Raw genomic sequence first — 23,202 nt, forward strand, 5'->3', positions numbered from 1 at the left:
AAAGTATAAATAGGATGAATACTCATTTTCCTGAGGCAGAACGGATCAATCAACTTAAAGTTTGTATTATTGTGCCCACGTACAATAATCACAAAACCTTGAAACGTGTTCTAGATTCGGTTTTGCAGTATACTTCAAATATTATTGTGGTTAATGATGGCTCTACAGACACAACGGGACAAATTCTTGAAAGTTATTCCCATTTAGTTCAAATTCATCATCCTAAAAATGCTGGGAAAGGAATTGCATTGCGAAATGGGTTTAAAAAAGCATTAGAATTAAATTATAATTATGCGATAACAATAGATTCCGATGGGCAACATTTTGCTTCGGATATTCCTGATTTTATTTCGATTTTAGAAAAGGAAGGCGATGTTCTTTTGATCGGGAGCCGAAACATGACGCAGGAAAATGTCCCTAAAAAAAGTAGTTTCGGGAATAAGTTTTCTAATTTTTGGTTTTGGTTTGAAACAGGTCATAAATTAGAGGATACACAATCAGGCTATAGATTATATCCTTTGCAAAAAATTCCCGTTCGTTATTTTACCAATAAATTTGAGTTTGAAATTGAAGTTATTGTTCGATCGGCATGGAAAAACATTGCTGTAAAAAATATTCCTATTCAAGTTTTGTATGACCCAACCGAACGTGTGTCTCATTTTCGTCCTTTCAAAGATTTTACAAGAATTAGTGTTTTGAACACGGTACTGGTTTGTATTTCATTATTTTATATAAAGCCCCGTGACTTTTTTCGAAAATTAAAAAAAAAAGGACTTAAGAAGTTTTTGCTAGAAAATGTTTTAGAAAGTAATGATTCAAATGCCCGAAAAGCAGCTTCAATTGCTTTAGGGGTTTTTATTGGAATTTCTCCGTTTTGGGGTTTTCAAACTGTCTTAGTTATTGCTTTAGCGGTTTTGTTGAAGTTGAATAAAGCCATTGCGTTTGCTTTTTCGAATGTTAGTTTTCCTCCTTTGATTCCGTTTGTTATTTATGGATCGCTAAAAATAGGCAGCTATTTCATTACGAGTGATAAACCATTAATTTTGAATATGGATATGACTTTGGTGGATATTCAAAAAAACATTACCCAGTATCTAGTCGGAAGTTTTATTTTGGCTACGGTTATGGCCATCCTTTTTGGGGTTACGAGTTATTTACTTTTAACTTTTGTGAATAATTTAAAACATAAAAAATAGCAGCATGCGCAATAGTTTATTTCATTTATATACATTCTGTAATAAGAATAAATTGCTGTCTACAGGAATCGCGATAGCTGTATTTTTGCTTTTAGGATTTTTCGCTACCCGTATTTCATTTCAAGAAAATATAAACCAATTAATTCCTTCTAATGATCAATCTGGAATAACTTCAAAAGTATTGGAACAGGTTAATTTTGCCGATAAAATTACCATTATTGTTTCCAGTAAACAGGATGGATCGCCAGATGATTTAACGGAGTATGCCAATGCCTTTATTGACAGTTTAGAAACTAATTGTACGCCATTTGTAGCGAAAATTCAGGGAAAAATTGAAGATAAAAACATACAGGAAACCATTGGGTTTGTGTATGCTAATTTGCCTCTTTTTTTAGATCAAAAGGATTATATTGTCATTCAGAATAAGTTGCAAAAGGATAGTGTCGCAGCAAGTATCGCAGCAGATTATAAATCATTAATTTCCCCAACCGGAATAATTTCTAAAGATTTTATTCTTCAAGATCCATTAGGGATTTCATTTATCGCCTTAAAAAAACTGCAACAACTTAGCGTGGGAGATGATTTCGAATTACAAAACGGATTTGTTTTAACCAAAGACAAGAAGAATTTATTGCTTTTTGTCACGCCAAAATTAGCTACCAATGAAACCGATAAAAACACTTTGTTTATAAAGAATTTAGAGAAAATCAGAAATAATTTAAATCTAAAATTCAAAGGCAAGGTGGGAATGACTTATTTTGGAGCCACTCCGGTTGCTGTTGCCAATGCCACCCAGATTAAAGCTGATGTGCAAAAGACCTCAATTTTTGCGGGGTTAACTTTAATTTTGATTCTTGCTTTTTTCTATAGAAGTATAACAACTCCAATCATTATTTTTATTCCATCTCTACTTGGAGCGCTTTTTGCTTTGGCTGTTTTATATTTTTTCAAAGGGACTATTTCTGCAATTTCTTTGGGGATAAGTTCCATTTTATTAGGTGAAACAACGGATTATTCCATTTATGTTTTAACGCATTTACGGAATAATAAGAATGTAAAGCTACTTTATAAAGACATTACCAAACCGCTATTACTTTGTGGAGTGACAACTTCTATTTCTTTTTTGTGTTTGTTTTTTATTAAATCGGAAGCTTTGCAGGATTTAGGGATTTTTGCAGCTTTGAGCGTGGTTTCAACGTCTGTGTTTTCTATAGTGTTAATTCCGCTTTTGTATAAAACGAATACGAAACTATTTGTTCCCAAAAGTAATGTGATTGACAAGCTAGGGGAGTATTCCTATCATAAAAATAAATTTTTGATAGCTTCGATAGCAGTTCTTTTGATAGTCTCTCTTTTTACGTACTCTAAGGTGACTTTCAATAATGATCTTTCGGCTTTAAATTTTATGAGCCCAGAGTTGAAAACGGCAGAGAAAAAGTTGGAAGATATTGCTGATTTTTCGTCTAAATCCATTTATTTGGCAACATATGGCAAGAGCTATGATGAAGTTGTAGCCAATAATAATGCACTTTTTAATGCTTTGGAAAAAAATAAAAATTCGAAAGAAATATTGAATTTCAGCTCTATTGGTGGAATAGTTTTTTCTTCGGATGTTCAAAAACAAAAAATACAGGAATGGAATACTTTTTGGACTTCTCAAAAAAAATCAACCCTTACTGGTGCATTAATTGATGAAGGGAATAAATTTGGATTTAAAGCCACTACTTTTTCGGGATTTCATGAACTTTTAAACAAACAATTCACTCCAATACCTATTGAAGAATATCTAAAAGTAAAATCCTTTTTTCTAGACGAATTTGTCTCTCAAAAAAATGGATTTTATACTATTTCCACTTTGGTAAAAGTGCCAAAAGCCAAACGAGATATCTTTGTCAATAAAATAAAGAAGCAACCCAATTTAGTGGTTATTGACAGGCAACAAACCAATGAGACTTTCCTTGGCGCGCTGAAAACTAATTTTGAAGACCTTGTTAATTATTCCTTTATAGCCATATTTTTGGTTCTTTTATTGGCTTTTAGAAAAATAGAATTGGTCATTGTGAGTATTATACCAATAATGATTAGTTGGATTTTTACCACAGGATTAATGGGTATGTTTGGGTTACAATTTAATGTTGTGAATATCATTGTTTGCACCTTAATTTTTGGAATAGGAGTAGACTATAGCATTTTTATGACTTCAGCTTTACAAAAGGAACATACTTTTGGTAAAAGTGAATTACCCAGTTATCGAACCTCCATTTTACTATCTGTGGCTACCACAATTTTAGGAATAGGAGTGCTTATTTTTGCCAAGCATCCCGCTTTAAAATCCATATCATTAATTGCAATTATTGGAATATTCTCGGCATTGATGATTACCTTTATTTTGCAACCCTTAGTCTTTCATTTTTTTGTTACCAATAGAGTGAAAAAAGGAAAATCACCTTATGAAATTAAACGTTTAATTCATTCTTCTTTGTCTTTTGCCTATTTTGGTTTGGGTGGTTTTATTTTATCTGTATTTGGAAATATCATGATGAAAATTTTACCCTTTTCGAAAAAAAGTAAACTGATGGGCTTCCATTATTTATTGTCAAAATTCATGGGTTCTGTGTTTTTGACTTATCCATCAAATAGGCGAACAATCATTAATAAACCAAATGAAGACTTTAAAAAACCAGCAGTAATCATTGCAAATCATTCTTCATTTTTGGATATTTTGGCAATAGGTATGTTAAGCCCCAAAATTATATTTTTGGTAAGTGATTGGGTTTATAATTCTCCTGTTTTTGGTATTGGAGTTCGTATGGTTGGTTTTTATCCTGTTTCGAGTGGGATGGATAATGGGGTAGAGCATTTGCGTTCAAAAGTAGAACAAGGTTTTTCAATTATGGTTTTTCCTGAGGGAAGCCGTTCAGAGGATAATACGATAAAACGTTTTCATAAAGGCGCTTTTTATTTGGCGGAGCAATTCAATTTGGATATTATTCCTGTAGTTATTCATGGTTATTCAGAGGTTTTGCCCAAAGGGGATTTTTTAATCAATGGCGGAACGACTACTGTTGAAATTTTAGACAGAATTCAACCCAATGATTCTACTTTTGGGAAAGAGTATGGGGAAAGAACTAAGAAATTGAGTTCGTTTTTTAAATTGCATCATAAAAAAATGCGTCAAGATTTAGAAGGGCCAAACTATTTCAAAAAAATGATTCTCAATAGTTTCGATTTTAAAGAAAGGGAGGTGGTTCAAGCAGTGAAAGCAGATTTGAATACAAATCTAGAATTATATTATCAGTTAAATAAGTGTATTGATTCTAAAGCTAGAATAGCGCATATATCCAATGATTATGGGCAATTGGATGTATTGCTTTCGCTTCAGGAACCACAAAGAAAAATAGATTCTTTTATTGCTGACGAATGGAATAAGGCTGTTGCCAAAACGAATTATATCTTAAAGAAAAGAAATATTCATTATGTTGAAAATGAATTAGAATTGAATCAAAAGAAGTACAATGTTGTTTTGTTCTCAGATAAAAATGACCTAGACAATTTGGAAGGAATCTGTAATTTGGCCGAAAAGGTTATTTTATTAAATGCAGAAAATTTAAAGGAGAGTATATTGAATTTTGGTTTTGAAGTTGATATTGAAATCGATAATTTAATTACATTTAAGAAAAAGGTATCATGAAAGAGCATTATGATGTAGTTATAATTGGAAGTGGATTGGGCGGATTGGTGTCTGCTATTATATTGGCAAAAGAAGGGTATAGTGTTTGTGTACTCGAAAAAAACAATCAGTTTGGTGGTAATTTGCAAACTTTTGTACGGGATAAAACTATTTTTGACACCGGGATTCATTATATAGGAGGACTAAGTGAAGGTCAAAATTTGTATAAATATTTTAAGTATTTAGGCATAATGGATGACTTGAAACTTAAAAAAATGGATGAAGATGGTTTTGATATCGTTTCTTTTGAAGATCAAGATCAAGAGTTTCCACACGCCCAAGGTTATGCTAATTTTGTTAATCAATTGGAGAAAAGTTTTCCTGAAGAAGGGGCTACGATTCAAAAATATTGTGATGATATTATTGCTACTTGTGATTTTTTTCCTTTGTATAATTTAAAAACAGAAGGGCAATATGACCATGCTATTTTGTCTATTAATGCAAAACAATATATTGATGAGTTAACGGAGAATAAAAAATTAAGGGCCGTTCTTGCGGGTACTAATTTTCTGTATGCCGGAATTGCTGACAAATCTCCTTTTTATGTTCATGCACTATCTGTAAATTCGTATATTCAAAGTGCTTGGCGTTGTGTTAATGGAGGGAGTCAAATCACAAAACAACTGATAAAGCAACTCAAAATTAACGGAGGTGAAGTATATAAATACAAAGAAGTAATTCAATTAGTTGTTGAGAACAATGCCGTTACTACTGCCAAAATGAAAGATGGCACTACTGTCACCAGTCAATACTTTATTTCTAATGTTGATCCCAAAGCCACACTTAAAATGGCTGGAGAAAATAACTTTAGGAAAGCATTTGTCAATAGAATTTCGAGTTTAGAGGGAGGGGTTTCTGCTTTTAGTTTGTATATTGTTTTTAAACCGGAATCATTTAAATACTTAAACCGGAATTATTACCATTTTAAGGATAGTAATGAAGTTTGGACAGCGCACGATTATACTGAGGAAACTTGGCCAAAAGCTTTTATGGCTTCTATGAATGCCTCCAAAAAAGAGGATGGCTGGGCAGAGGGAATGACTTTTATTACCTACATGAAATTTGCTGATTTAAAACCATGGGAGCAAACCTTTAATACTACGGCCGAAAAAGAGGATAGAGGAGAAAGCTATGAGGCCTTCAAAATCCGAAAATCGAATCGTTTTCTGGAAGAGATTGAACTCAAATTTCCAGGGATTAAGGATTGTATCAAGTCTATTTATTCATCAACACCACTTTCTTATAGAGATTATATTGGTGGACATAACGGAAATATGTATGGCTATGAAAAGGATTCTAATAACCCTATGAAAACATTTATTGCCTCCAAAACAAAGCTTGATAATCTATTGCTTACTGGGCAGAGTATTAATATGCATGGTGTTCTTGGAGTGACTATTGGTGCTGTGGTTACTTGTTCTGAGATTGTTGGGAAAGATTACTTGGTAGGGAAAATTAATCAAACTTCAGTTTAATAGATTATTCTTGATATGGAAAACAGAATTCGATATGCTTTTTTAGTTGCATTTATTTTTTTATTAGCTTCTTGTGGCACATCCAATTCTATGCGACATCAACCTGAATTAACGGGGTATAATGATGTTGTTCCGCCAGTTAAAAAACATAGCAATACCTCTTTTTCTATGGGCAATAATTTTTTGTTTAAAAACAAACAAAATCTTTGGGAACTCTATGTTGAAGGGGATCCGCTAGAAAGAGGTCTGGTAATGGGAAGCTTGACGGATTCATTGATATTGAAGCAAAATCGATTGTTTTTCTCTAAAATTAAAGAAATAGTACCTTCAAAATTCAAACAACGGATGCTGAGGAATTTTCTAAAATGGTATAATCGAAAATTATATCTCAATGTACCCGAGGAATACCAAACCGAAATTTATGGGGTTTCTAAAAATAGCAACCCGGAATACGACTATCTTGCTTCTTCCTATCAGAGAAGTTTGTATTTGCATGCAGCACACGATATTGGACATGTTTTGCAAGATTTTAAATTTGCAGGTTGTTCCTCTTTTGCCGCATGGGGTGATAAAACTGAAGATGGATCCTTGATTTTGGGACGTAATTTAGATTTTTATGCTGGGGATGATTTTGCCCAAGATAAATTAGTGTCTTTTGTCAATCCAAAAAAAGGTCATCCGTTTATGATGGTCACTTGGCCTGGAATGATAGGTGTTCTTTCGGGAATGAATATCGAAGGTTTAACGGTAACCATAAATTCTGCAAAATCTAAAATCCCTTTGATCGCTAAAACACCGATCTCTATTTTGACTAGAGAAATTCTGCAATACGCCAAGAATATTGAAGAAGCCATTGTTATTGCAAAAAAAAGAAAAGTATTTGTATCGGAATCTATCATGGTGGGAAGTGCCTATGATAAAAAAGCAATTTTAATTGAGGTATCCCCTGATACTATGGGGATTTATGATGTTCCAAACAGCAATCAATTGATTTGTACCAACCATTTTCAAAGCAATAGTTTAAAAAATGCTGACCGTAATCTAGATCAAATAGTCAACAGCCATTCCAAATACCGATACGATAGAATGACGCAGCTTTTAGCCGAAAATAAAAAAATCACCCCACAAGTTGCAGTAAATATTCTTAGAAATACGGAAGGGTTTAATAATTTACCTTTGGGTTACGGGAATGAAAAGGCCATAAATTATTTATTGGCACACCATGGAGTTGTTTTTAAACCCGATCAATTATTAGTTTGGGTATCGGCGAATCCTTATCAATTGGGTGAGTTTGTCTGTTATGATCTGAATACCATTTTTAAAAACAGAAAATGTAACGACACGATCGTTTCTTCCGAAAAAAATACTGTTTCCCTAGGGGAATCAGGAATGCCTTTCCCAAATAAAATAGAAGAAAATTTATTCATGGGCGTTTCTTTGGAAGATGAAAAAAGAAATATTCCAAAAGACCCTTTTCTAGAAACGACTGTCTATAAAAACTATGAATTGTTCCGTTTAGAAGACCGAAAAATGGACGCTTTTTTAAAAAACAAAAAAGGTTTACCGGTAAATTTTATCGAATTTTATCAATCTTTAAATCCTGATTATTGGGTTGTTTATTATAAAGCAGGATTGTACTTTTATCAAAACAAAAAATTTGTTTTGGCCAAGGAACAATTTGAAAAAGCATTGACCAAAGAAATTGGCACGCTTACTGAAAGAGAAGTGGTTAGTCACTATTTAAAGAAAATTAAAAGAAAACTGTAATGATTCCAAAGATAGAAATAGCTACGACAGCCGAAATAAAATCGTTTCAGGAACAAAGATTAACGGAATTGTTATCCTATGTGAATGCCAATTCACCTTTTTACAAGGCTCTTTTTGCTAAAAACAACATTGATATTGCCCGCATAAAAACATTGGAGGATTTGTCCTTGTTGCCTGTTACCACAAAAGAGGATTTACAAAAGCAGAATGATGATTTTCTATGTGTTCCAGTCCATAAAATTATTGATTATTCCACTACATCTGGTACTTTGGGAGATCCCGTTACTTTTGGGTTAACAGATAAAGATTTAGATCGATTGGCGTATAATGAAGCCATTTCGTTTGATTGTGCAGGAATAAAAGAAGGCGATGTGGTGCAATTGATGACTACTATCGACCGTCGATTCATGGCGGGATTGGCTTATTTTTTAGGTCTCCGAAAAATGAAGGTCGGTGTTATTCGTGTGGGCGCTGGAATTCCTGAATTGCAATGGGATTCAATCTTGAAATACAAACCAACCCATTTGATTACAGTTCCATCTTTTTTACTAAAAATGATTGAATATGCCGAAAATCACAATATAGACATCAATAATTCTAGTGTAAAAGGCGCTATTTGTATTGGGGAATCTCTTAGAAATCAAGATTTCACTATGAATGTGCTGTCCAAAAAAATTACGGACAAATGGAATATTAAATTGTTCTCTACCTATGCTTCTACTGAAATGAGTACGGCTTTTACTGAATGTGAACATGGAGTAGGAGGGCACCATCATCCCGAATTGATTATTGTGGAAGTATTGGATTCAACTAATAATCCCGTAAAAAATGGGGAATCGGGTGAACTGACCTTTACCACTTTAGGGATTGAAGCCATGCCTTTGGTTCGTTTTAAAACCGGGGATATTGTACAATTACAGACCGATCCTTGTTTGTGTGGTCGAAATACATTGCGTGTAGGTCCAGTGATTGGCAGAAAACAGCACATGATAAAATACAAGGGAACCACTTTATACCCACCAGCGATGAATGATGTTTTGAATGATTTTGATGCTATCGAAAGTCATATCATCGAAATTTCAACCAATGAGTTAGGAACTGATGAAATCCTGATTAAAATAGCGGTTAAGCATCCAACAGCGGCCTTTCTACAGGAATTAAAAGACCATTTTCGTGCCAAATTGCGTGTAACTCCCAGAATTGAATTTACTACGAACGAGGCTTTAAAACCTTTAATATTTAATCCGATGAGTAGAAAACCAATTCATTTTTTTGATAATAGAAAAAGCATGTAATAAGCTGACTTTGTGGAAGTGTGATTTTTTTTTGACACCGATTTTACCGATTTATACAAATTATACCATCTATATTTTCTAGATAGCCCAATAGTAAGTGGTATAATGCCGATATAGTATGAAAATAGTCCTCCCGAACCTTCGGGATTATTGGATTATATTGAATACATAATCGGCATTAATCTGTGGGAATTTGTGAAATCTGTGTCAAACCTATAATTATATTCACTCATGTATATGCTCTGTAATTTACACTTATAAAAAATTTTAGTTCCCAAAAATAATGTAACTTTAGAAACCGAAATTTTTTAAGGATGCTATTGTGACTATTATTATCTGAACCCTTTTTGTAGCAGTACCATTGGCATCCTCCAAATTTAAACTTTGACAAATGCTGCAAAACATACTATTAGAACGCAAGATTTATGCCACCGAAGAGCATAAAATGATGCAAGCAATGATTCAGGAATTCATTGCAAATGACATTGTGGATCACTTAGAGGAATGGGAGAAAAATGGAATGGTATCCCGTGAAATATGGAGGAAGGCAGGGGATTTGGGGTTGTTGTGTTTGGACATGCCGGAAATGTATGGCGGGGGAGGATTGGATTTTACATTTAATTCTTTGCTTATTGAAGAGTTTGCCAAAAAGGGGATAACCGGTCCTGGTTTTTCGTTGCATTCGGATATTGTGGCCCCTTATTTATTGAAGTACGGAACCGAGTCACAAAAACAAAAGTATTTGCCGCTAATGGCATCAGGAGAAATTATTACGGCCATAGGAATGACAGAACCCAATTGCGGGAGTGATTTGAAAGCACTTCGTACAACGGCCGAAGACAAAGGAGATTATTATCTGGTGAATGGTCAAAAGACCTTTATAACCAATGGTTTTATGTGTGATATGGCTATTGTGGCCGTAAAAACAGGCCACAATACCGATCAGGAAGGGGTTACGTTACTTATTTTAGAATCGACTATGGAAGGGTTCAGTAAAGGGGTTCCGCTCAAAAAAATTGGAATGAAATCTCAAGATACTGCCGAGCTGTTTTTCGATAATGTAAAAGTACCAAAGGAAAATAGACTTGGAGACGAAAAAGCAGGATTCAAAATTATGATGCAGGAATTGGCTAGGGAACGATTAACCGTTGGGATTATGGCAGTAGCCACGGCCGAAGGAGCCATCCAAAACACGATTGCCTATACGATGGAGCGCACCGCTTTTGAAACACCTATAGCTGGATTTCAAAATACCCAATTTAAATTGGCAGAATGTACGACTCAAATGCAAATACATCAGGCTTTTTTAGATCGTTGTATCGAATTATTAATTGACCATAAATTAACAACCGAAAGTGCTTCGATGATTAAATACTCGGCAACCGACATGTGCGGTAACGTCGTTGATGAATGTTTGCAATTATTTGGCGGGTATGGTTATATGTGGGATTACCCTATTGCCCATATGTATGCTGATAATCGTGTGGCGCGTATTTATGCCGGAACGAATGAGATCATGAAAATACTCATTGCCCGTAAATTGTTTAAGGATTTATAGGGATTCGTTGAGTATAACATTGTCATGGTGCAGCCCAATTATCTTGATAGGGAATTGTAATGGAGCAAAAAAGCAACTCGGTTTGGAGTTGCTTTTTTGGTTTTAGAAATATAAAGTTCTTATTTTCTAAACTGATTGCGAGTAATAACTGCGTTGATTTTGGCTTTCAAATCTTCGCCGGTATCATAAACCATTTGCTCGCTAGTAGGAAAGGGAACAACTCTCTTGTCGAAATAGGCATAATAATTAGCATCGGCAGCACGACGATCTCCTTTGTAGGTCGAATAAATATTTTCAAAAACAAACTCACTTGCTATTGGAAAAGATTCTATTGATTGGTTGGTTTTATTATCGATGTAATCCACTTTTGCAGTGATTTGGCACGATTTGAATTGTCTAATCTCATAGATATTTACCGATGCATTCACGAGATTATCGATCATTACGGGTTTTCCTTGTCTGTCCAAAACCACTCTCCCGTTAGCATCTAGTTGTTTTTTTTGTCCGTCAACGATTTGACGCTCTTTTATAAATTCTCTTTCTTTTATTTGTTCAGGCGATATAAAGATCGATCTGAAGTTGATCAGCATTCCGTAATCATAGTTGGTTCCTTTTTGTTTGGCACTATGGTAAACCGTCCATTTATCATTCAGTTTATAGCTTTTGAAATCCAACAAATCGTTTTGAAGTTGTGTCGGAATAACCATGTTGGTTTCGTTTTGGGTATAAACGATCACAAAATCGGTTCCTTTAAACTGAGCTTCATCCATAATTTTCGCAACATCCTTATAATTGGGATTTATTTTATCCAAATAAGCTAAATCATCATAAACCCTGCGGTAGTTCATTTTGTTTTTGGTCAGCATCAAGGCTTTTGCGTTGGCATACAGGTAATTGGATAGATTGTTTTTACTGCTGATGATTCCGTCATTATAATTATCGAAAGGAAAAATAGCATTTCGTCCTTCATTGATCAATTTTAGCGGAAGCAAAGGTTTGATTTTTTCTTGACGATCATTTAATGCCAAATAGGTATTGTATATTTTCTCCAAATTATTTGGATTGTTTTCTTTGCTTAAAAAGCCAATGGTGTTTAAATCTCGTTCTTTGGCTTTGGCGAAAGCCTCTTCGAGTAAATAGATATAATCTTGTTTTCCTTTTTTGTCTTTATTGGTGCGTAAATTGGAAACGGCAATATCAATTGCGGCATCATAATTTCCAGAAGCCAGGTTGTTTTGGGTTTGTTTTACTCCACAAGAGCTAAGCAGAATAAAGAATGCAATTATAAAAGTAATTTTTTTCATGTTTTGGGGGCAATGAATTATATCGATTTTAAGCTAAAAAATATTTTTACAAACTTACTATTCCTTTAGAGTATTATGCTTAAAATTTTTCATAAAAAAACCGACAACTGTAAAATTGTCGGTTTGTATAAGAGTTTTTGTCGTTATTCAGTGATTGTTGAATAGCTTCAAGTATTATACAGCTAGCAGCTAATTACTCTTCACTAATCACTAATTCTAAATTATTGTCTTACATAAGGAGGGAGTAACTTGCTAGAGCATTCTCCAAACCCAATGCGAACTTGCCCGTTCTCGCTGTACCCTTTAATAATTACGGTATCGCCATCATTTATAAATTTACGTTCAGTACCGTCATTTAATGTGATAGGGTTTTTTCCTCCCCAAGTCAATTCTAGCATTGATCCGAAGCTGTCTGGAGTCGATCCTGAAAGTGTTCCAGAACCCATCATGTCTCCCGAGTTTACACGACAACCGTTTGAGGTATGGTGTGCTAGTTGTTGGCTCATGGTCCAATACATGTATTTAAAGTTGGTTCTAGAAACAACAGTTGGTTCTGCGTTTTCTGGAGCGATTGCCACTTCAAGATTAATATCGAAAGAGTGTTTTCCTTTTTGTTGTAAATAAGGGAAAGGTGTTGGTTCTTGTTTAGGTCCTTTGGTTCTAAAAGGTTCTAAAGCGTCCATAGTAACTATCCAGGGTGAAATTGATGAACCAAAGTTTTTGGCCAAAAATGGTCCTAGTGGTACATATTCCCATTTTTGAATATCACGGGCGCTCCAGTCATTTAATAAAACCATCCCGAAAATATAATCTTCGGTTTCACTAATTGGAATGGTTTCTCCCATAATATTGCAATCGGTAGTGATAAATGCAGTTTCTAGTTCAAAATCTACTAATCGTGAAGGTCCAAAAACAGGAGTCGTCTCGCCATTTGGCAAGGTTTGTCCCATTGGTCTGTGTACCGGAATTCCAGACGGAATAATAGTAGAACTTCTTCCGTGGTATCCTACCGGAATGTGTAACCAGTTGGGTAATAAAGCATTTTCGGGATCACGGAACATTTTTCCAGTATTGGTAGCGTGTTCTTTGCTAGAGAAGAAATCAGTATAATCACCAATTAATACAGGAAGTTGCATTTCGACATCTTCCATTTTAAAAATTACTATTTCTCTATGTTTGGTATTGTCTCTTAATTCGGGATTCACTTCGTTAAAAAGATCAGCTATTCTATTTCGTACCAATCTCCATGTTTTTTGACCATCGGATATAAAATCGTTCAAAGTGTCTTGCATGAACATATCGTCCGTCAATTCTATCCCTTCAAAGTAGTTTAGCTGCTGTAAAGCTCCTAAATCGATTGCGAAGTCACCAATTCTTGTTCCTACGGTAACTATGTTTTCTTTTGTTAAAAAAACACCAAAAGGTATATTCTGAATAGGGAAGTCACTGTTTGTTAGTACTTCTAACCATGATTTTCTACTGGGATCGTTGGCTGTTATTGGCATAATAATGTTAATTATTTTGTTGAAAATTACTCGTCAAATATATTATAATCTAACTGTTAAACAAACGTTTTTTTGTATTTTTGCGCCAAATTAACTAAAATCAAAGAAATGCAACGCGACGAACAAATTTTTGACCTCATTCTTGAAGAACAAGACAGACAAATACACGGACTAGAACTTATTGCTTCTGAAAACTTTGTAAGTGACGAAGTGATGGAAGCAGCTGGATCTGTTTTAACCAATAAATATGCCGAGGGATACCCTGGTAAAAGATACTACGGCGGATGCGAAGTAGTAGATATAGTAGAACAAATTGCAATAGACAGAGCCAAAGAATTATTTGGAGCTGAATACGCAAATGTGCAACCACACTCAGGTTCACAAGCCAATACAGCAGTGTTTTTTGCTTGTTTGAAACCAGGTGATAAAATATTAGGTTTCGATTTATCACATGGAGGACACTTGACTCACGGTTCACCAGTAAACTTTTCTGGACGTTTGTACAGCCCGGTTTTTTACGGTGTAGATCAAGAAACAGGACGTTTGAACTACGATAAAATTCAAGAAATTGCAACAAGAGAGCAACCAAAATTAATCATCGCAGGTGCTTCGGCTTATTCCCGTGATATGGATTTTGAGCGTTTTAGAGTAATTGCTGATAGCGTTGGGGCTATTTTAATGGCAGATATTTCTCATCCTGCTGGGCTTATCGCCAAAGGTTTGATGAATGACCCAATTCCCCATTGTCATATTGTAACAACAACTACTCACAAAACATTACGTGGTCCTCGTGGTGGTTTGATCATGATGGGTAAAGATTTTGAAAATCCTTGGGGATTAACTACACCAAAAGGAGAAATCAGAATGATGTCTTCATTATTAGATCTTGCTGTTTTCCCTGGAAATCAAGGTGGGCCATTAATGCACATTATTGCTGCCAAAGCGGTTGCTTTTGGAGAAGCATTGAAAGATGAATTTTTCACTTACGCGATGCAATTGCAAAAGAACGCTAATGCAATGGCAGATGCTTTTGTAAAAAGAGGATACAACATTATTTCTGGAGGAACAGACAATCACATGATGTTGATTGACCTTAGAAATAAAGGAATTTCAGGTAAAGAGGCAGAAAATGCTTTAGTAAAAGCTGAAATCACCGTAAATAAAAATATGGTTCCATTTGATGATAAATCACCATTTGTAACTTCAGGTATCCGTGTTGGAACTCCAGCAATCACCACTCGTGGTCTTGTTGAAGAAGATATGGAAACGATTGTAGCTATGATTGATAAGGTTTTAATGAACCATACCGATGAAGATATTATCGAAGAAGTAGCCAATGAAGTAAACGAAATGATGAGCGAAAGAGCAATCTTTGTTTACTAAATTTTTGTTTAAAGTTTAAAGAGTTTAAAGTTTAAGGTTTTGTATTATGCAAAAGTTCGAACTTTAAACTCTTTTCGTTTTTAAGAAAACCTTAAACTTTTTCTATTTAATAACAAGATTCTGCAATCTAAAATCTATATTCTAAAATCTAAAATCTTTCCATGTCAGTACTAAGATTAAAATTGCCAACCGATCCTAGATGGGTAAATATTGTAGAAAAAAACATCGAAGAGATTCTAACGGATCATGCTTGGTGCGAGCAAAAAGCAGCTACTAACGCCATAACCATAATTACCAATAATTCCGAACATCAAGATTTAGTAAAGGATTTATTGGCTTTGGCCAAAGAAGAAATCGACCATTTTGAACAAGTACATAACATCATCATCAAGCGTGGATTGAAATTGGGTCGTGAGCGCAAAGACGATTATGTAAATGAATTGTATTTGTACATGAAAAAAAGCGGGGATAGAAGCAGAGTTTCTAGTTTGGTGGAACGTTTGTTGTTTTCGGCTATGATTGAAGCCAGAAGCTGTGAGCGTTTTAAAGTACTTTCTGAAAACATTAAAGACGAAGAGTTATCTGTTTTCTATAGAGATTTAATGGAAAGCGAGGCGGGTCATTACACTACATTTATAACCTATGCTCGAAAATACGGCGTTGGAATCGATGTCGAAAAACGCTGGAGAGAATGGCTGGAGTTCGAAGAATCTGTTATTGCCAATTACGGTAAAGGCGAAACAATTCATGGATAGTTTTTAAGAGCTCAGAGATTCGTTTTGTCATTGAAATAAACGGAACAACCATATCTTTCAATCACTATTTTCTTTATTCTTTACTCTTTTTTCTAATTTCTAACTTCTAAAATGATCACAATAGTTTCCGCTACAGCAAACGATTACCAAACAATTCGCGATATTGCACATCAAACTTGGCCTATTGCCTATGGAGAAATCCTTCCAAAAGTGCAATTGGATTATATGCTGGGAGCCTTTTATAATGATGAAGCCTTAAAGGATAGTGTTGTCAATATAGGACACCGCTTTGTATTAGCCAAAGAAGGAGAACTTACTTTGGGTTTTGCGTCTTATGAACATCATTACAATCAAAAGCCGCAAACCAAAATTCATAAAATTTATATTTTGCCAGAAATACAAGGTAAAGGAATTGGAAAAACAGTAATTGATTTCATCGAAAATTTGGCCAAAGAAAATCATTCGACCACACTTACCTTAAATGTAAATCGATCCAATAAAGCATTGCATTTCTATCAAAAATTAGGTTTCCAAATTGTAGGCGAAGTTGATATCGAATTAGATCATGGCTACCTGATGGAAGATTATGTGATGGAGAAACCTTTTTAATAACCTTTTTAATACACACTGAAGCCGAAGCACATAGTCTTCGGTTTTTTTGTGCAGTTTTGTTTTGAAATTGGGAATTAAAATTTTTAAGTAAACGATCTATTTTTTTAAATTTATTTATTGTAATGTATTGAATTACAGAAAAATAAGCGTATTTAATGCACTGTTTAAGATAGCGTTTTATTTGCTCTACACAAAAAAATAACCACTTAAAAAATTAGAACACATGCAAACATCACACATTTATCCAGGAGCGTACCCGCTAAATGCTTACATAACAATCAAAGGATGTAGCGAAGCTATTGAATTTTACAAAAAAGCATTTGGCGCTACAGAAAGAGGCCGATTATTGATACCAAATGGACTAATCGGTCACGCAGAAATACTAATTGAAGGGTCTTTATTGATGATGGCGGACGAAAATATAGAATGGGGGAACAAAAGCCCTGAAACCATTGGTGGGAACCCAATGACTTTTGGATTGTATGTTGAAGATGTAGATGCAGTTTTTCAGAAAGCTCTTGATGCAGGTGGAACTGTAGTAATGGCAATCGAGGATATGTTTTATGGAGACCGTGTGGGGAAGGTAATGGATCCATTTGGCTATAAGTGGATGATAACAACCCACAAAGAAGATATGAGTTTTGAGGAAATGCAAAAAAGATTTGACAAAATGTTATGTGAATAAAAAACTTGGGATAAGAAATCGACTAACTTACCTGAGAATACAATCAAACCCCATTAATTCTACTTAGATAATACCATCTTTAAAATTAGTCAAAATATAAATAAATTTTGTATTCTAAAGTGTTAAATAATAATGTGTAAGCAGCTTAAATTCATAACTTTACTAAGAATAGTATGATATTGAGTAATCGTTGTTAATGCCCTAAAAATATAACATTATGGAATCACAAATTGCAATTTATGATACCCACGAAAAGGCGGTTAATGCCATCAAGGAGTTAAGTGCTCAAGGTTTTTCTATGGAAAATGTTTCGCTGTTGGGTAAGGCAGAAGTAATTGAAGACCATATTCATATCAAATCGCTAGATACTATAAAAGAAGCTCCGGCAATAGTTGGTATGGGAGCAGGTACTCTAATAGGTTTGCTTTCAGGTATTGGAGTATTTACTATTCCTGGTTTCGGTTTTTTGTACGGAGCGGGCGCACTAGTAGGAATCATTGCGGGATTTGACTTAGGTATAGTTGCGGGGGGGGTTATTTCACTTTTGACTTTTGCCGGAATAAAAGAAGATAAGGTCGTTAAATGTCATGAACATCTCAAAGAAGGGAAATTTATGGTAATAGTGAATGGCTCTAAGGAAGAAATTCAGAGAGCAAAACATATTTTGCATACTGAAGGGAATCATATTGGGTTTGTCAGTTGAAAATGTTAATTGCGTATTTTAAGTTAGTCTCTTTAGCTGTCTGGAGTTTTTTTTAATAGAATTACTTCACGATGATGTCGTGTTTATACAGCAAACCTTTTAGACCTTCTAAAGCAAAAACTGCTTTCTTCAATTTGGTGGTTTTGGGGTCAATCGTGTAGTTGAAACTGCTCTTAAAATTAGCTTTGTTGGCTATGGCTTTGGCAAATTCGGCACGGTATAGGTCACAATTTTCAAAAAAAACTTCGGTCAAATCCGTAGCCATAAAATCCACAGCAATCAAACTACAATTTATAAACGGAGTTCCTTTTATTTTCAGGGTATAAAATTTGGAAAAATCTAAAACACAATCATTAAAACGGACTTCAAAAATAAGTTTGTTGCACATAGAAAAATTAACATCCTTGATTTCACATCCGTTAAACGTGACAGTTCTTAAAGCAACATGATTGATTTTACCTTCGCTAAAAATACAATCATTAAAGACACAATCGATAAAAGTAACATCCATAAAGTTACAAGCCGAAAATGTGCAACGGTTAAACGTACAACATTCAAATTCCTTAAAATTGACTTCATCCACGCCATAAGTGTGGTTATTGTATTCGGCATCTAGGAAATATTCTGACATGAAGGAGTTTTGATTTTTATGAGTTACAGTCATAGATTTTGGCAAAGAAACAAAATTCTGTAACTGAAAAAGAATGGAAATCAAATAAATTTTAAAGTAATAGGCTTTATTTATTTTAGCTATGTAACTGCCTTAAATCTGCAGAAGGCAAAGTTTGTCTATAATTGTCTTTCTAATTTTGAAATCGCTTCTTTAATTTCGTTTTCCGTTAATTCTATTTTAGTATTTGATTTCAATAGATTCTCTAGTGCTGTAATATGCGCTTTTATTAACGCTTTTTCAGAGCTTATTTTTATATCGGCATCAATGCCTTTATGTTCCCAATTTGTATTTGTTATTGCATTTTTTTCAATTGATACAGGTATAAATAAATGGTATTTATTATCTATAAAAAATGGTTTTACAGAATTAGCAGCGCCATAAGTTGGAGCTCCAATTACTTTTGCAATATTATTTTGTTGTAAGTTATATGCTAATGCTTCAGCAGCAGAGATAGTCTTATTGTTCACAAGAATATATACGGGTTTATTTAAATGCTTTTTACCATTCACTTTTTGCATTGTGTAAGATTTTGTTGTTTTGTCATCATATCTCGTGTAGCTTTCACTTAATTTTGCTTTTTTATCAAAAAAGTAACTTAAAAACAGTTCAACCATTTTGCCATCTCCACCTTGGTTGTTTCTTAAATCAATAATTAAGGCATTAGTATTTGAAATAAAATTCATTGTAGCGTCAAGAATTTGTTGAGCAGATTTGTTTCCTTCAGGAAATCCGGTGTATTCTATATAACCTATATTGCCATCTAGTCTCTCCACTTTTTCAAAACCATAATTGAATTGCTTGTTTATGGAATCATATTTTTTTAATAACTCTTTTTCGTTAATTGGTTTTTCTTCATGGCTTGGGCGGTATAATACATTAAAATGCAAATCATTTCCGTTTTTAGTTAAATAAGAAGAAATAGAAATTGCAAATTCTTTGTCTGTAAGACTGTCAAAAGTTTTTAGTTCTATTTGAGATTTTAATTTTACTGAAAGTTGATTGGCAACATCCTCGAAAATATAAAACTCTTTAATTTTATTGGCTATTTCGGTTAACACTATTTTTCTGTTTGGTTTAGATATATCTGTATTTTGTCCGATTGAAAATGTTGATATAAAAATGATTATAGAGGAAAGGATTGTTTTCATTGTCTTATTTGGTTTTGTTTTTTGTTTCTTTTACCCCGGCTTTCGAAACCAGTAGCTGTCCTATTTTTCCTTTTTTGTTTTTAATAAATTCAATCGTTCTGTCATTATTGTCTGAACGGAAAAATTTTGTTTTGGATTCTGGTACTAATTCTATTTCGTAATCGAAGTAATACAATTTATTGTTTTTCTTTAGAATTTTGATGTCTTCATACTTACCTATATATGTATCATAAATAGCGGGGTCTATTTCTATTTGACTATGCTTGTATGGAATTTCTACATCTTTCCCAAAGCATATTCCGGCAAGACCATAGGCAATGAGGTAAGAGGGAGATTGATTATTTGATAAAACAGTTATGAAAATATTATCGTCTGTGAACTTATTGAAAGAAGTCATGGCTCCAAAAAAACCGCCATCATGAGCAATTAATCGATGATTATAATTGTAAAAAGGATTAATTAAAACACCTAAACCAAAGTTTTGTTCATTATAGGATGTAAACATTTTTCTTTTAGATTCTTCTGAGAGTAGGGATGTACCATTAAACAGCGCTTTATTCCATAAATATAAATCCTCGACTGTTGCATATACACCATCGTGTCCTATGTTAAAATTCCAGTTGATGTATGGATTCTTTATCAATTTATTGTTTTTTAAATAATACGTTTTAGCTATTTTTTCAACTATTGAATCATTATTGCTAATACCCGTATTTTTCATTTTTGCTTTGTCAAATACATTTTCTTTTAAATAGTGTGAATAGGATTGTCTAGATACTTTTTCAATGATACGCCCCAGTAAATAATAACCAATATTGCTATATGCTGTGCTAGAACCAGGTTCAAATAATAAGGGTTTTTGTTTTATATAGCTATCAACAGCGTCTTTATCTAAAGATGTTTTTGATAAATACAATTCATCATAATCCATTTGTAATCCAGAATTATGAGTTAACATCATTTTTAGGGTTATTTTTTCTCCATTAGGAAAATCAGAAAAATATTTATTGAGTTTATCTTCAAGTGAAAGTTTTTTGCTTTCTGCAAGTTGTAAAATGGCGACAGCTGTAAATTGTTTTGAAACGGAGGCCAAACTGAATTTGGTGTCTATTGTGTTTTTTACCTGCCACTCATAATCAGCAAGGCCATAAGCTTTTTTTAATACAATAGAATCATTTTTAGTAATAAGGACAGTACCACCAAAATTATGAATAGCAAATTGTGCATCCATATAATTTTCTAGTTTGCCAATAAGTTCTTTTTGCGAATAACCTAAAGTAGCTATTAATAGAAGTATAGTAGTTATAATTTGTTTCATTTGTATCATTTTTTGCAATTAATGATTATTTTATTGAGCGTTTTATCGAGCAACGTTATTTCTTCCAATGACAAACCATTTAGAGCTGTTTCTCTATTTAGTTGAATAATAGGTTCTATTAATTCAATCGTTTTTATCCCTTTTTCTGTTATTTCAAGATTAAATTTTCTTCTGTCTTCTTGATGAATAGTTCTAATTAGATACTCTTTTTTTACCATTAATTCTATCATTCTTGTGATAGAGGCATTGTCTTTAAATACAAGATTTGCCAATTCATTTTGAGAAATTTCAGCATTGTTGTTAAGTATAATTAGCACTAAACATTGGTCTATGGTGATGTCTTTTACAATTTGTAAAATATTTTTCTGTGCTATTTTTCGATATTCTTTAATTGCCTGTTCAATTGTATAAAGGACCGTTCCTGTTGGATTATTGTGTCTCATGTCATCTTGTTTGATGCAAATATAATTGATACATCAATATTAATTAAAGAAAAGATTAAATATTTTTAGAATATTTAAATTATGGCTAGTAAAATTTCAAAAATAAAATGATTTACTTCAAAATACGCTATTCATAAAGAGGTGTTTTTATAACTTATAGCATCTCATTTTTGCTCATTTTGTAGATTGCTTACTGCTAACGGAATAGTTGTGGATGTTTTTAAAAGTGTAATTATTTGATTGTCAGTTATTTTTAGTATTTTTATTAAAAATAAAAAACATGATAGCAACAAAAGGATTTGCAGTACAGGATGCTAAGTCAGACTTGGCACCATGGAATTTTGAAAGACGTGAAGTCGGACCACATGATGTACAATTCGACATTCAATTTTGTGGGGTATGTCATAGTGACCTCCATCAGATAAAAGATGATTGGGGCGGAGGTATTTTTCCGATGGTTCCGGGACATGAAATTGTTGGGAAAGTGGTAAAAGTTGGAAGTCATGTCAAGAAATTTAAAGTAGGCGATCTTGCAGGAACAGGTTGTTTGGTTGATTCCTGTCGTACTTGCGAAAACTGTGAGGAGGGTTTAGAGCAATTTTGCTTAAACGGATTCTCTGCCACTTATAATAGCATGGAACAAGACAAAAAAACGCCAACTTACGGCGGCTATTCAAATACCATTGTCGTTCATGAAGATTTTGTTTTGCATATATCCGATAAGTTGAATTTGGCCGCAGTAGCTCCTTTGCTTTGTGCCGGAATCACGACTTATTCTCCACTAAAATTTTTAGGAGTGGGAAAAGGGCATAAAGTAGCGGTTTTGGGTCTTGGTGGTTTGGGGCACATGGCGGTTAAGTTTGGAGTCGCTTTTGGTGCCGAAGTAACCGTTCTTAGTACATCACCCTCAAAAGAAGCTGATGCCGAGAAACTAGGTGCCCATAAATTTGTGGTTACCAAAGATGAAAAACAGCTTGAAAGTGTGACGGGCTATTTTGATTTTATTCTGGATACGGTTTCGGCACCACATGATTTGAATTTATATATTTCGCTTCTAAAAACAAAAGGGGTTCATGTTTGTATCGGAGTTCCTCCAAAACCGTATGAGATTCATGCTTTTGGTCTTATTGGCGGTCGAAAAAGTATTGTGGGCTCTTTGATAGGCGGATTGCCGGAAACTCAGGAAATGCTTGATTATTGTGCAGAACACGGAATTGTTTCGGATATTGAAATGATAGACATCAAAAATATTAATGAAGCTTACGATCGAATGGTAAAAGGCGATGTACGCTATCGTTTTGTCATTGATATGGCAACATTGTAGGAAAGGTATATAAAAGTAAAATCCTAAACAGTTTAAAATGTTTGGTTTTTTTGTGTCAATGAAAAATATTTAGTGATTGAATTTTAGGAGCACAAGATTTCCTAATCAACAACATCAGTCCTGCTTCCCGATAGTTATCGGGACACTATATCTTTTTATAAGGCTAAGAAAAATAGCCTTATAAAAAGGATGCCGTTTCCATCAGGGCTAGGTGACAAATTTAGTTATTGTATCAACTTTTAAGAAGTAGGCCATGAATTAAACCAATTACATGAATTAATTATTTTAAAAAAAATAGTGGTAATTCGTGTAATTGCTACGCCTATTC

The 23,202-nt window shown here is 33.8% G+C and carries 18 protein-coding genes; 12 read left to right on the forward strand and 6 right to left on the reverse strand.

Annotation, left to right across the window (positions count from 1 at the left end):
• The first annotated feature begins 14 nt into the window (after nucleotides 1-14).
• The 6 genes from DB891_RS09200 (at nucleotide 15) to DB891_RS09225 (ending at nucleotide 11,021) form a co-directional block, all read left to right on the forward strand.
• On the forward strand, nucleotides 15-1,196 hold the full coding sequence (locus DB891_RS09200) for a DUF2062 domain-containing protein (protein WP_116762787.1): 1,182 nt from the start codon (nucleotides 15-17) through the stop codon (nucleotides 1,194-1,196).
• A gap of 4 nt (nucleotides 1,197-1,200) precedes the next feature.
• Nucleotides 1,201-4,887, forward strand: a complete 3,687-nt coding sequence (locus DB891_RS09205; RefSeq protein WP_116762789.1) for a 1-acyl-sn-glycerol-3-phosphate acyltransferase — start codon at nucleotides 1,201-1,203, stop codon at nucleotides 4,885-4,887.
• Nucleotides 4,884-6,401 (forward strand): phytoene desaturase family protein, encoded by a 1,518-nt coding sequence (locus tag DB891_RS09210; protein WP_116762791.1) that lies wholly within the window; start codon nucleotides 4,884-4,886, stop codon nucleotides 6,399-6,401. Before DB891_RS09205 ends, DB891_RS09210 begins: the two co-directional genes overlap by 4 nt.
• A gap of 15 nt (nucleotides 6,402-6,416) precedes the next feature.
• A complete protein-coding gene (locus DB891_RS09215; RefSeq protein ID WP_116762793.1) occupies nucleotides 6,417-8,168 on the forward strand; it encodes a C45 family autoproteolytic acyltransferase/hydolase in 1,752 nt (583 codons plus the stop codon).
• The gene (locus DB891_RS09220; protein WP_116762795.1) at nucleotides 8,168-9,463 is read left to right on the forward strand and encodes a phenylacetate--CoA ligase; all 1,296 of its coding nucleotides are present in this window, start codon (nucleotides 8,168-8,170) and stop codon (nucleotides 9,461-9,463) included. Before DB891_RS09215 ends, DB891_RS09220 begins: the two co-directional genes overlap by 1 nt.
• A 391-nt stretch (nucleotides 9,464-9,854) precedes the next feature.
• The gene (locus tag DB891_RS09225; protein WP_116762797.1) at nucleotides 9,855-11,021 is read left to right on the forward strand and encodes an acyl-CoA dehydrogenase family protein; all 1,167 of its coding nucleotides are present in this window, start codon (nucleotides 9,855-9,857) and stop codon (nucleotides 11,019-11,021) included.
• A 119-nt stretch (nucleotides 11,022-11,140) separates the two neighbouring features.
• On the opposite strand, the gene DB891_RS09230 is transcribed toward DB891_RS09225, so the two are convergent.
• Both DB891_RS09230 and fahA read right to left on the reverse strand, forming a co-directional pair.
• Nucleotides 11,141-12,325, reverse strand: a complete 1,185-nt coding sequence (locus DB891_RS09230; protein ID WP_116762799.1) for a hypothetical protein — start codon at nucleotides 12,323-12,325, stop codon at nucleotides 11,141-11,143.
• Nucleotides 12,326-12,546: 221 nt separating this feature from the next.
• Complete coding sequence (gene fahA, locus DB891_RS09235; RefSeq protein ID WP_116762801.1) at nucleotides 12,547-13,830, reverse strand: fumarylacetoacetase; 1,284 nt, start codon at nucleotides 13,828-13,830, stop codon at nucleotides 12,547-12,549.
• 108 nt (nucleotides 13,831-13,938) lie between these two features.
• On the opposite strand from fahA, the gene glyA reads away from it, so the two are divergent.
• The 5 genes from glyA to DB891_RS09260 all read left to right on the forward strand — a co-directional run bounded on the left by glyA (nucleotide 13,939) and on the right by DB891_RS09260 (nucleotide 17,968).
• Nucleotides 13,939-15,213: a serine hydroxymethyltransferase gene (gene glyA / locus DB891_RS09240; protein ID WP_116762803.1), complete on the forward strand. Its 1,275-nt coding sequence runs from the start codon at nucleotides 13,939-13,941 to the stop codon at nucleotides 15,211-15,213.
• Between the two features lie 161 nt (nucleotides 15,214-15,374).
• Nucleotides 15,375-15,968 carry a tRNA-(ms[2]io[6]A)-hydroxylase gene (miaE, locus tag DB891_RS09245; protein ID WP_116762805.1) on the forward strand — a complete coding sequence of 198 codons (594 nt, stop codon included), beginning with the start codon at nucleotides 15,375-15,377 and terminating at the stop codon, nucleotides 15,966-15,968.
• A 111-nt stretch (nucleotides 15,969-16,079) separates the two neighbouring features.
• Nucleotides 16,080-16,577, forward strand: coding sequence for a GNAT family N-acetyltransferase (locus DB891_RS09250; protein WP_116762807.1), 498 nt, complete (start codon nucleotides 16,080-16,082; stop codon nucleotides 16,575-16,577).
• A gap of 226 nt (nucleotides 16,578-16,803) precedes the next feature.
• A complete protein-coding gene (locus DB891_RS09255; protein ID WP_116762809.1) occupies nucleotides 16,804-17,265 on the forward strand; it encodes a VOC family protein in 462 nt (153 codons plus the stop codon).
• A gap of 217 nt (nucleotides 17,266-17,482) precedes the next feature.
• Nucleotides 17,483-17,968 carry a hypothetical protein gene (locus DB891_RS09260; RefSeq protein ID WP_116762811.1) on the forward strand — a complete coding sequence of 162 codons (486 nt, stop codon included), beginning with the start codon at nucleotides 17,483-17,485 and terminating at the stop codon, nucleotides 17,966-17,968.
• Nucleotides 17,969-18,029: 61 nt separating this feature from the next.
• On the opposite strand, the gene DB891_RS09265 is transcribed toward DB891_RS09260, so the two are convergent.
• From DB891_RS09265 to DB891_RS09280, 4 genes are all read right to left on the reverse strand, one after another.
• Nucleotides 18,030-18,599 (reverse strand): pentapeptide repeat-containing protein, encoded by a 570-nt coding sequence (locus DB891_RS09265; RefSeq protein ID WP_116762957.1) that lies wholly within the window; start codon nucleotides 18,597-18,599, stop codon nucleotides 18,030-18,032.
• 158 nt (nucleotides 18,600-18,757) lie between these two features.
• Entirely contained in the window at nucleotides 18,758-19,789 is a 1,032-nt protein-coding gene (locus DB891_RS09270; protein WP_116762813.1) for a S41 family peptidase, read from the reverse strand.
• 4 nt (nucleotides 19,790-19,793) lie between these two features.
• Entirely contained in the window at nucleotides 19,794-21,107 is a 1,314-nt protein-coding gene (locus DB891_RS09275) for a serine hydrolase (protein ID WP_116762959.1), read from the reverse strand.
• A gap of 5 nt (nucleotides 21,108-21,112) precedes the next feature.
• On the reverse strand, nucleotides 21,113-21,550 hold the full coding sequence (locus DB891_RS09280) for a MarR family winged helix-turn-helix transcriptional regulator (RefSeq protein WP_116762815.1): 438 nt from the start codon (nucleotides 21,548-21,550) through the stop codon (nucleotides 21,113-21,115).
• A 280-nt stretch (nucleotides 21,551-21,830) separates the two neighbouring features.
• Here DB891_RS09280 and DB891_RS09285 point away from each other — a divergent pair, with 280 nt between their 5' ends.
• Nucleotides 21,831-22,874 carry an NAD(P)-dependent alcohol dehydrogenase gene (locus DB891_RS09285; RefSeq protein WP_116762817.1) on the forward strand — a complete coding sequence of 348 codons (1,044 nt, stop codon included), beginning with the start codon at nucleotides 21,831-21,833 and terminating at the stop codon, nucleotides 22,872-22,874.
• Nucleotides 22,875-23,202: the final 328 nt, after the last annotated feature.

Origin of the sequence: Flavobacterium laiguense, assembly GCF_003097655.1 — a bacterium.
Lineage (GTDB): Bacteria > Bacteroidota > Bacteroidia > Flavobacteriales > Flavobacteriaceae > Flavobacterium > Flavobacterium laiguense.

What these genes read in the sequence shown, in the direction of transcription:
- DB891_RS09265 (WP_116762957.1), bottom strand. Translation starts at nt 18,599, where the DNA reads ATGTCAGAATATTTCCTAGATGCCGAATACAATAACCACACTTATGGC.
- DB891_RS09260 (WP_116762811.1), top strand. Translation starts at nt 17,483, where the DNA reads ATGGAATCACAAATTGCAATTTATGATACCCACGAAAAGGCGGTTAAT.
- DB891_RS09270 (WP_116762813.1), bottom strand. Translation starts at nt 19,789, where the DNA reads ATGAAAACAATCCTTTCCTCTATAATCATTTTTATATCAACATTTTCA.
- DB891_RS09200 (WP_116762787.1), top strand. Translation starts at nt 15, where the DNA reads ATGAATACTCATTTTCCTGAGGCAGAACGGATCAATCAACTTAAAGTT.
- DB891_RS09275 (WP_116762959.1), bottom strand. Translation starts at nt 21,107, where the DNA reads ATGAAACAAATTATAACTACTATACTTCTATTAATAGCTACTTTAGGT.
- glyA (WP_116762803.1), top strand. Translation starts at nt 13,939, where the DNA reads ATGCAACGCGACGAACAAATTTTTGACCTCATTCTTGAAGAACAAGAC.
- miaE (WP_116762805.1), top strand. Translation starts at nt 15,375, where the DNA reads ATGTCAGTACTAAGATTAAAATTGCCAACCGATCCTAGATGGGTAAAT.
- DB891_RS09255 (WP_116762809.1), top strand. Translation starts at nt 16,804, where the DNA reads ATGCAAACATCACACATTTATCCAGGAGCGTACCCGCTAAATGCTTAC.
- DB891_RS09285 (WP_116762817.1), top strand. Translation starts at nt 21,831, where the DNA reads ATGATAGCAACAAAAGGATTTGCAGTACAGGATGCTAAGTCAGACTTG.
- DB891_RS09215 (WP_116762793.1), top strand. Translation starts at nt 6,417, where the DNA reads ATGGAAAACAGAATTCGATATGCTTTTTTAGTTGCATTTATTTTTTTA.
- DB891_RS09280 (WP_116762815.1), bottom strand. Translation starts at nt 21,550, where the DNA reads ATGAGACACAATAATCCAACAGGAACGGTCCTTTATACAATTGAACAG.
- DB891_RS09210 (WP_116762791.1), top strand. Translation starts at nt 4,884, where the DNA reads ATGAAAGAGCATTATGATGTAGTTATAATTGGAAGTGGATTGGGCGGA.
- DB891_RS09220 (WP_116762795.1), top strand. Translation starts at nt 8,168, where the DNA reads ATGATTCCAAAGATAGAAATAGCTACGACAGCCGAAATAAAATCGTTT.
- DB891_RS09205 (WP_116762789.1), top strand. Translation starts at nt 1,201, where the DNA reads ATGCGCAATAGTTTATTTCATTTATATACATTCTGTAATAAGAATAAA.
- DB891_RS09250 (WP_116762807.1), top strand. Translation starts at nt 16,080, where the DNA reads ATGATCACAATAGTTTCCGCTACAGCAAACGATTACCAAACAATTCGC.
- DB891_RS09230 (WP_116762799.1), bottom strand. Translation starts at nt 12,325, where the DNA reads ATGAAAAAAATTACTTTTATAATTGCATTCTTTATTCTGCTTAGCTCT.
- fahA (WP_116762801.1), bottom strand. Translation starts at nt 13,830, where the DNA reads ATGCCAATAACAGCCAACGATCCCAGTAGAAAATCATGGTTAGAAGTA.
- DB891_RS09225 (WP_116762797.1), top strand. Translation starts at nt 9,855, where the DNA reads ATGCTGCAAAACATACTATTAGAACGCAAGATTTATGCCACCGAAGAG.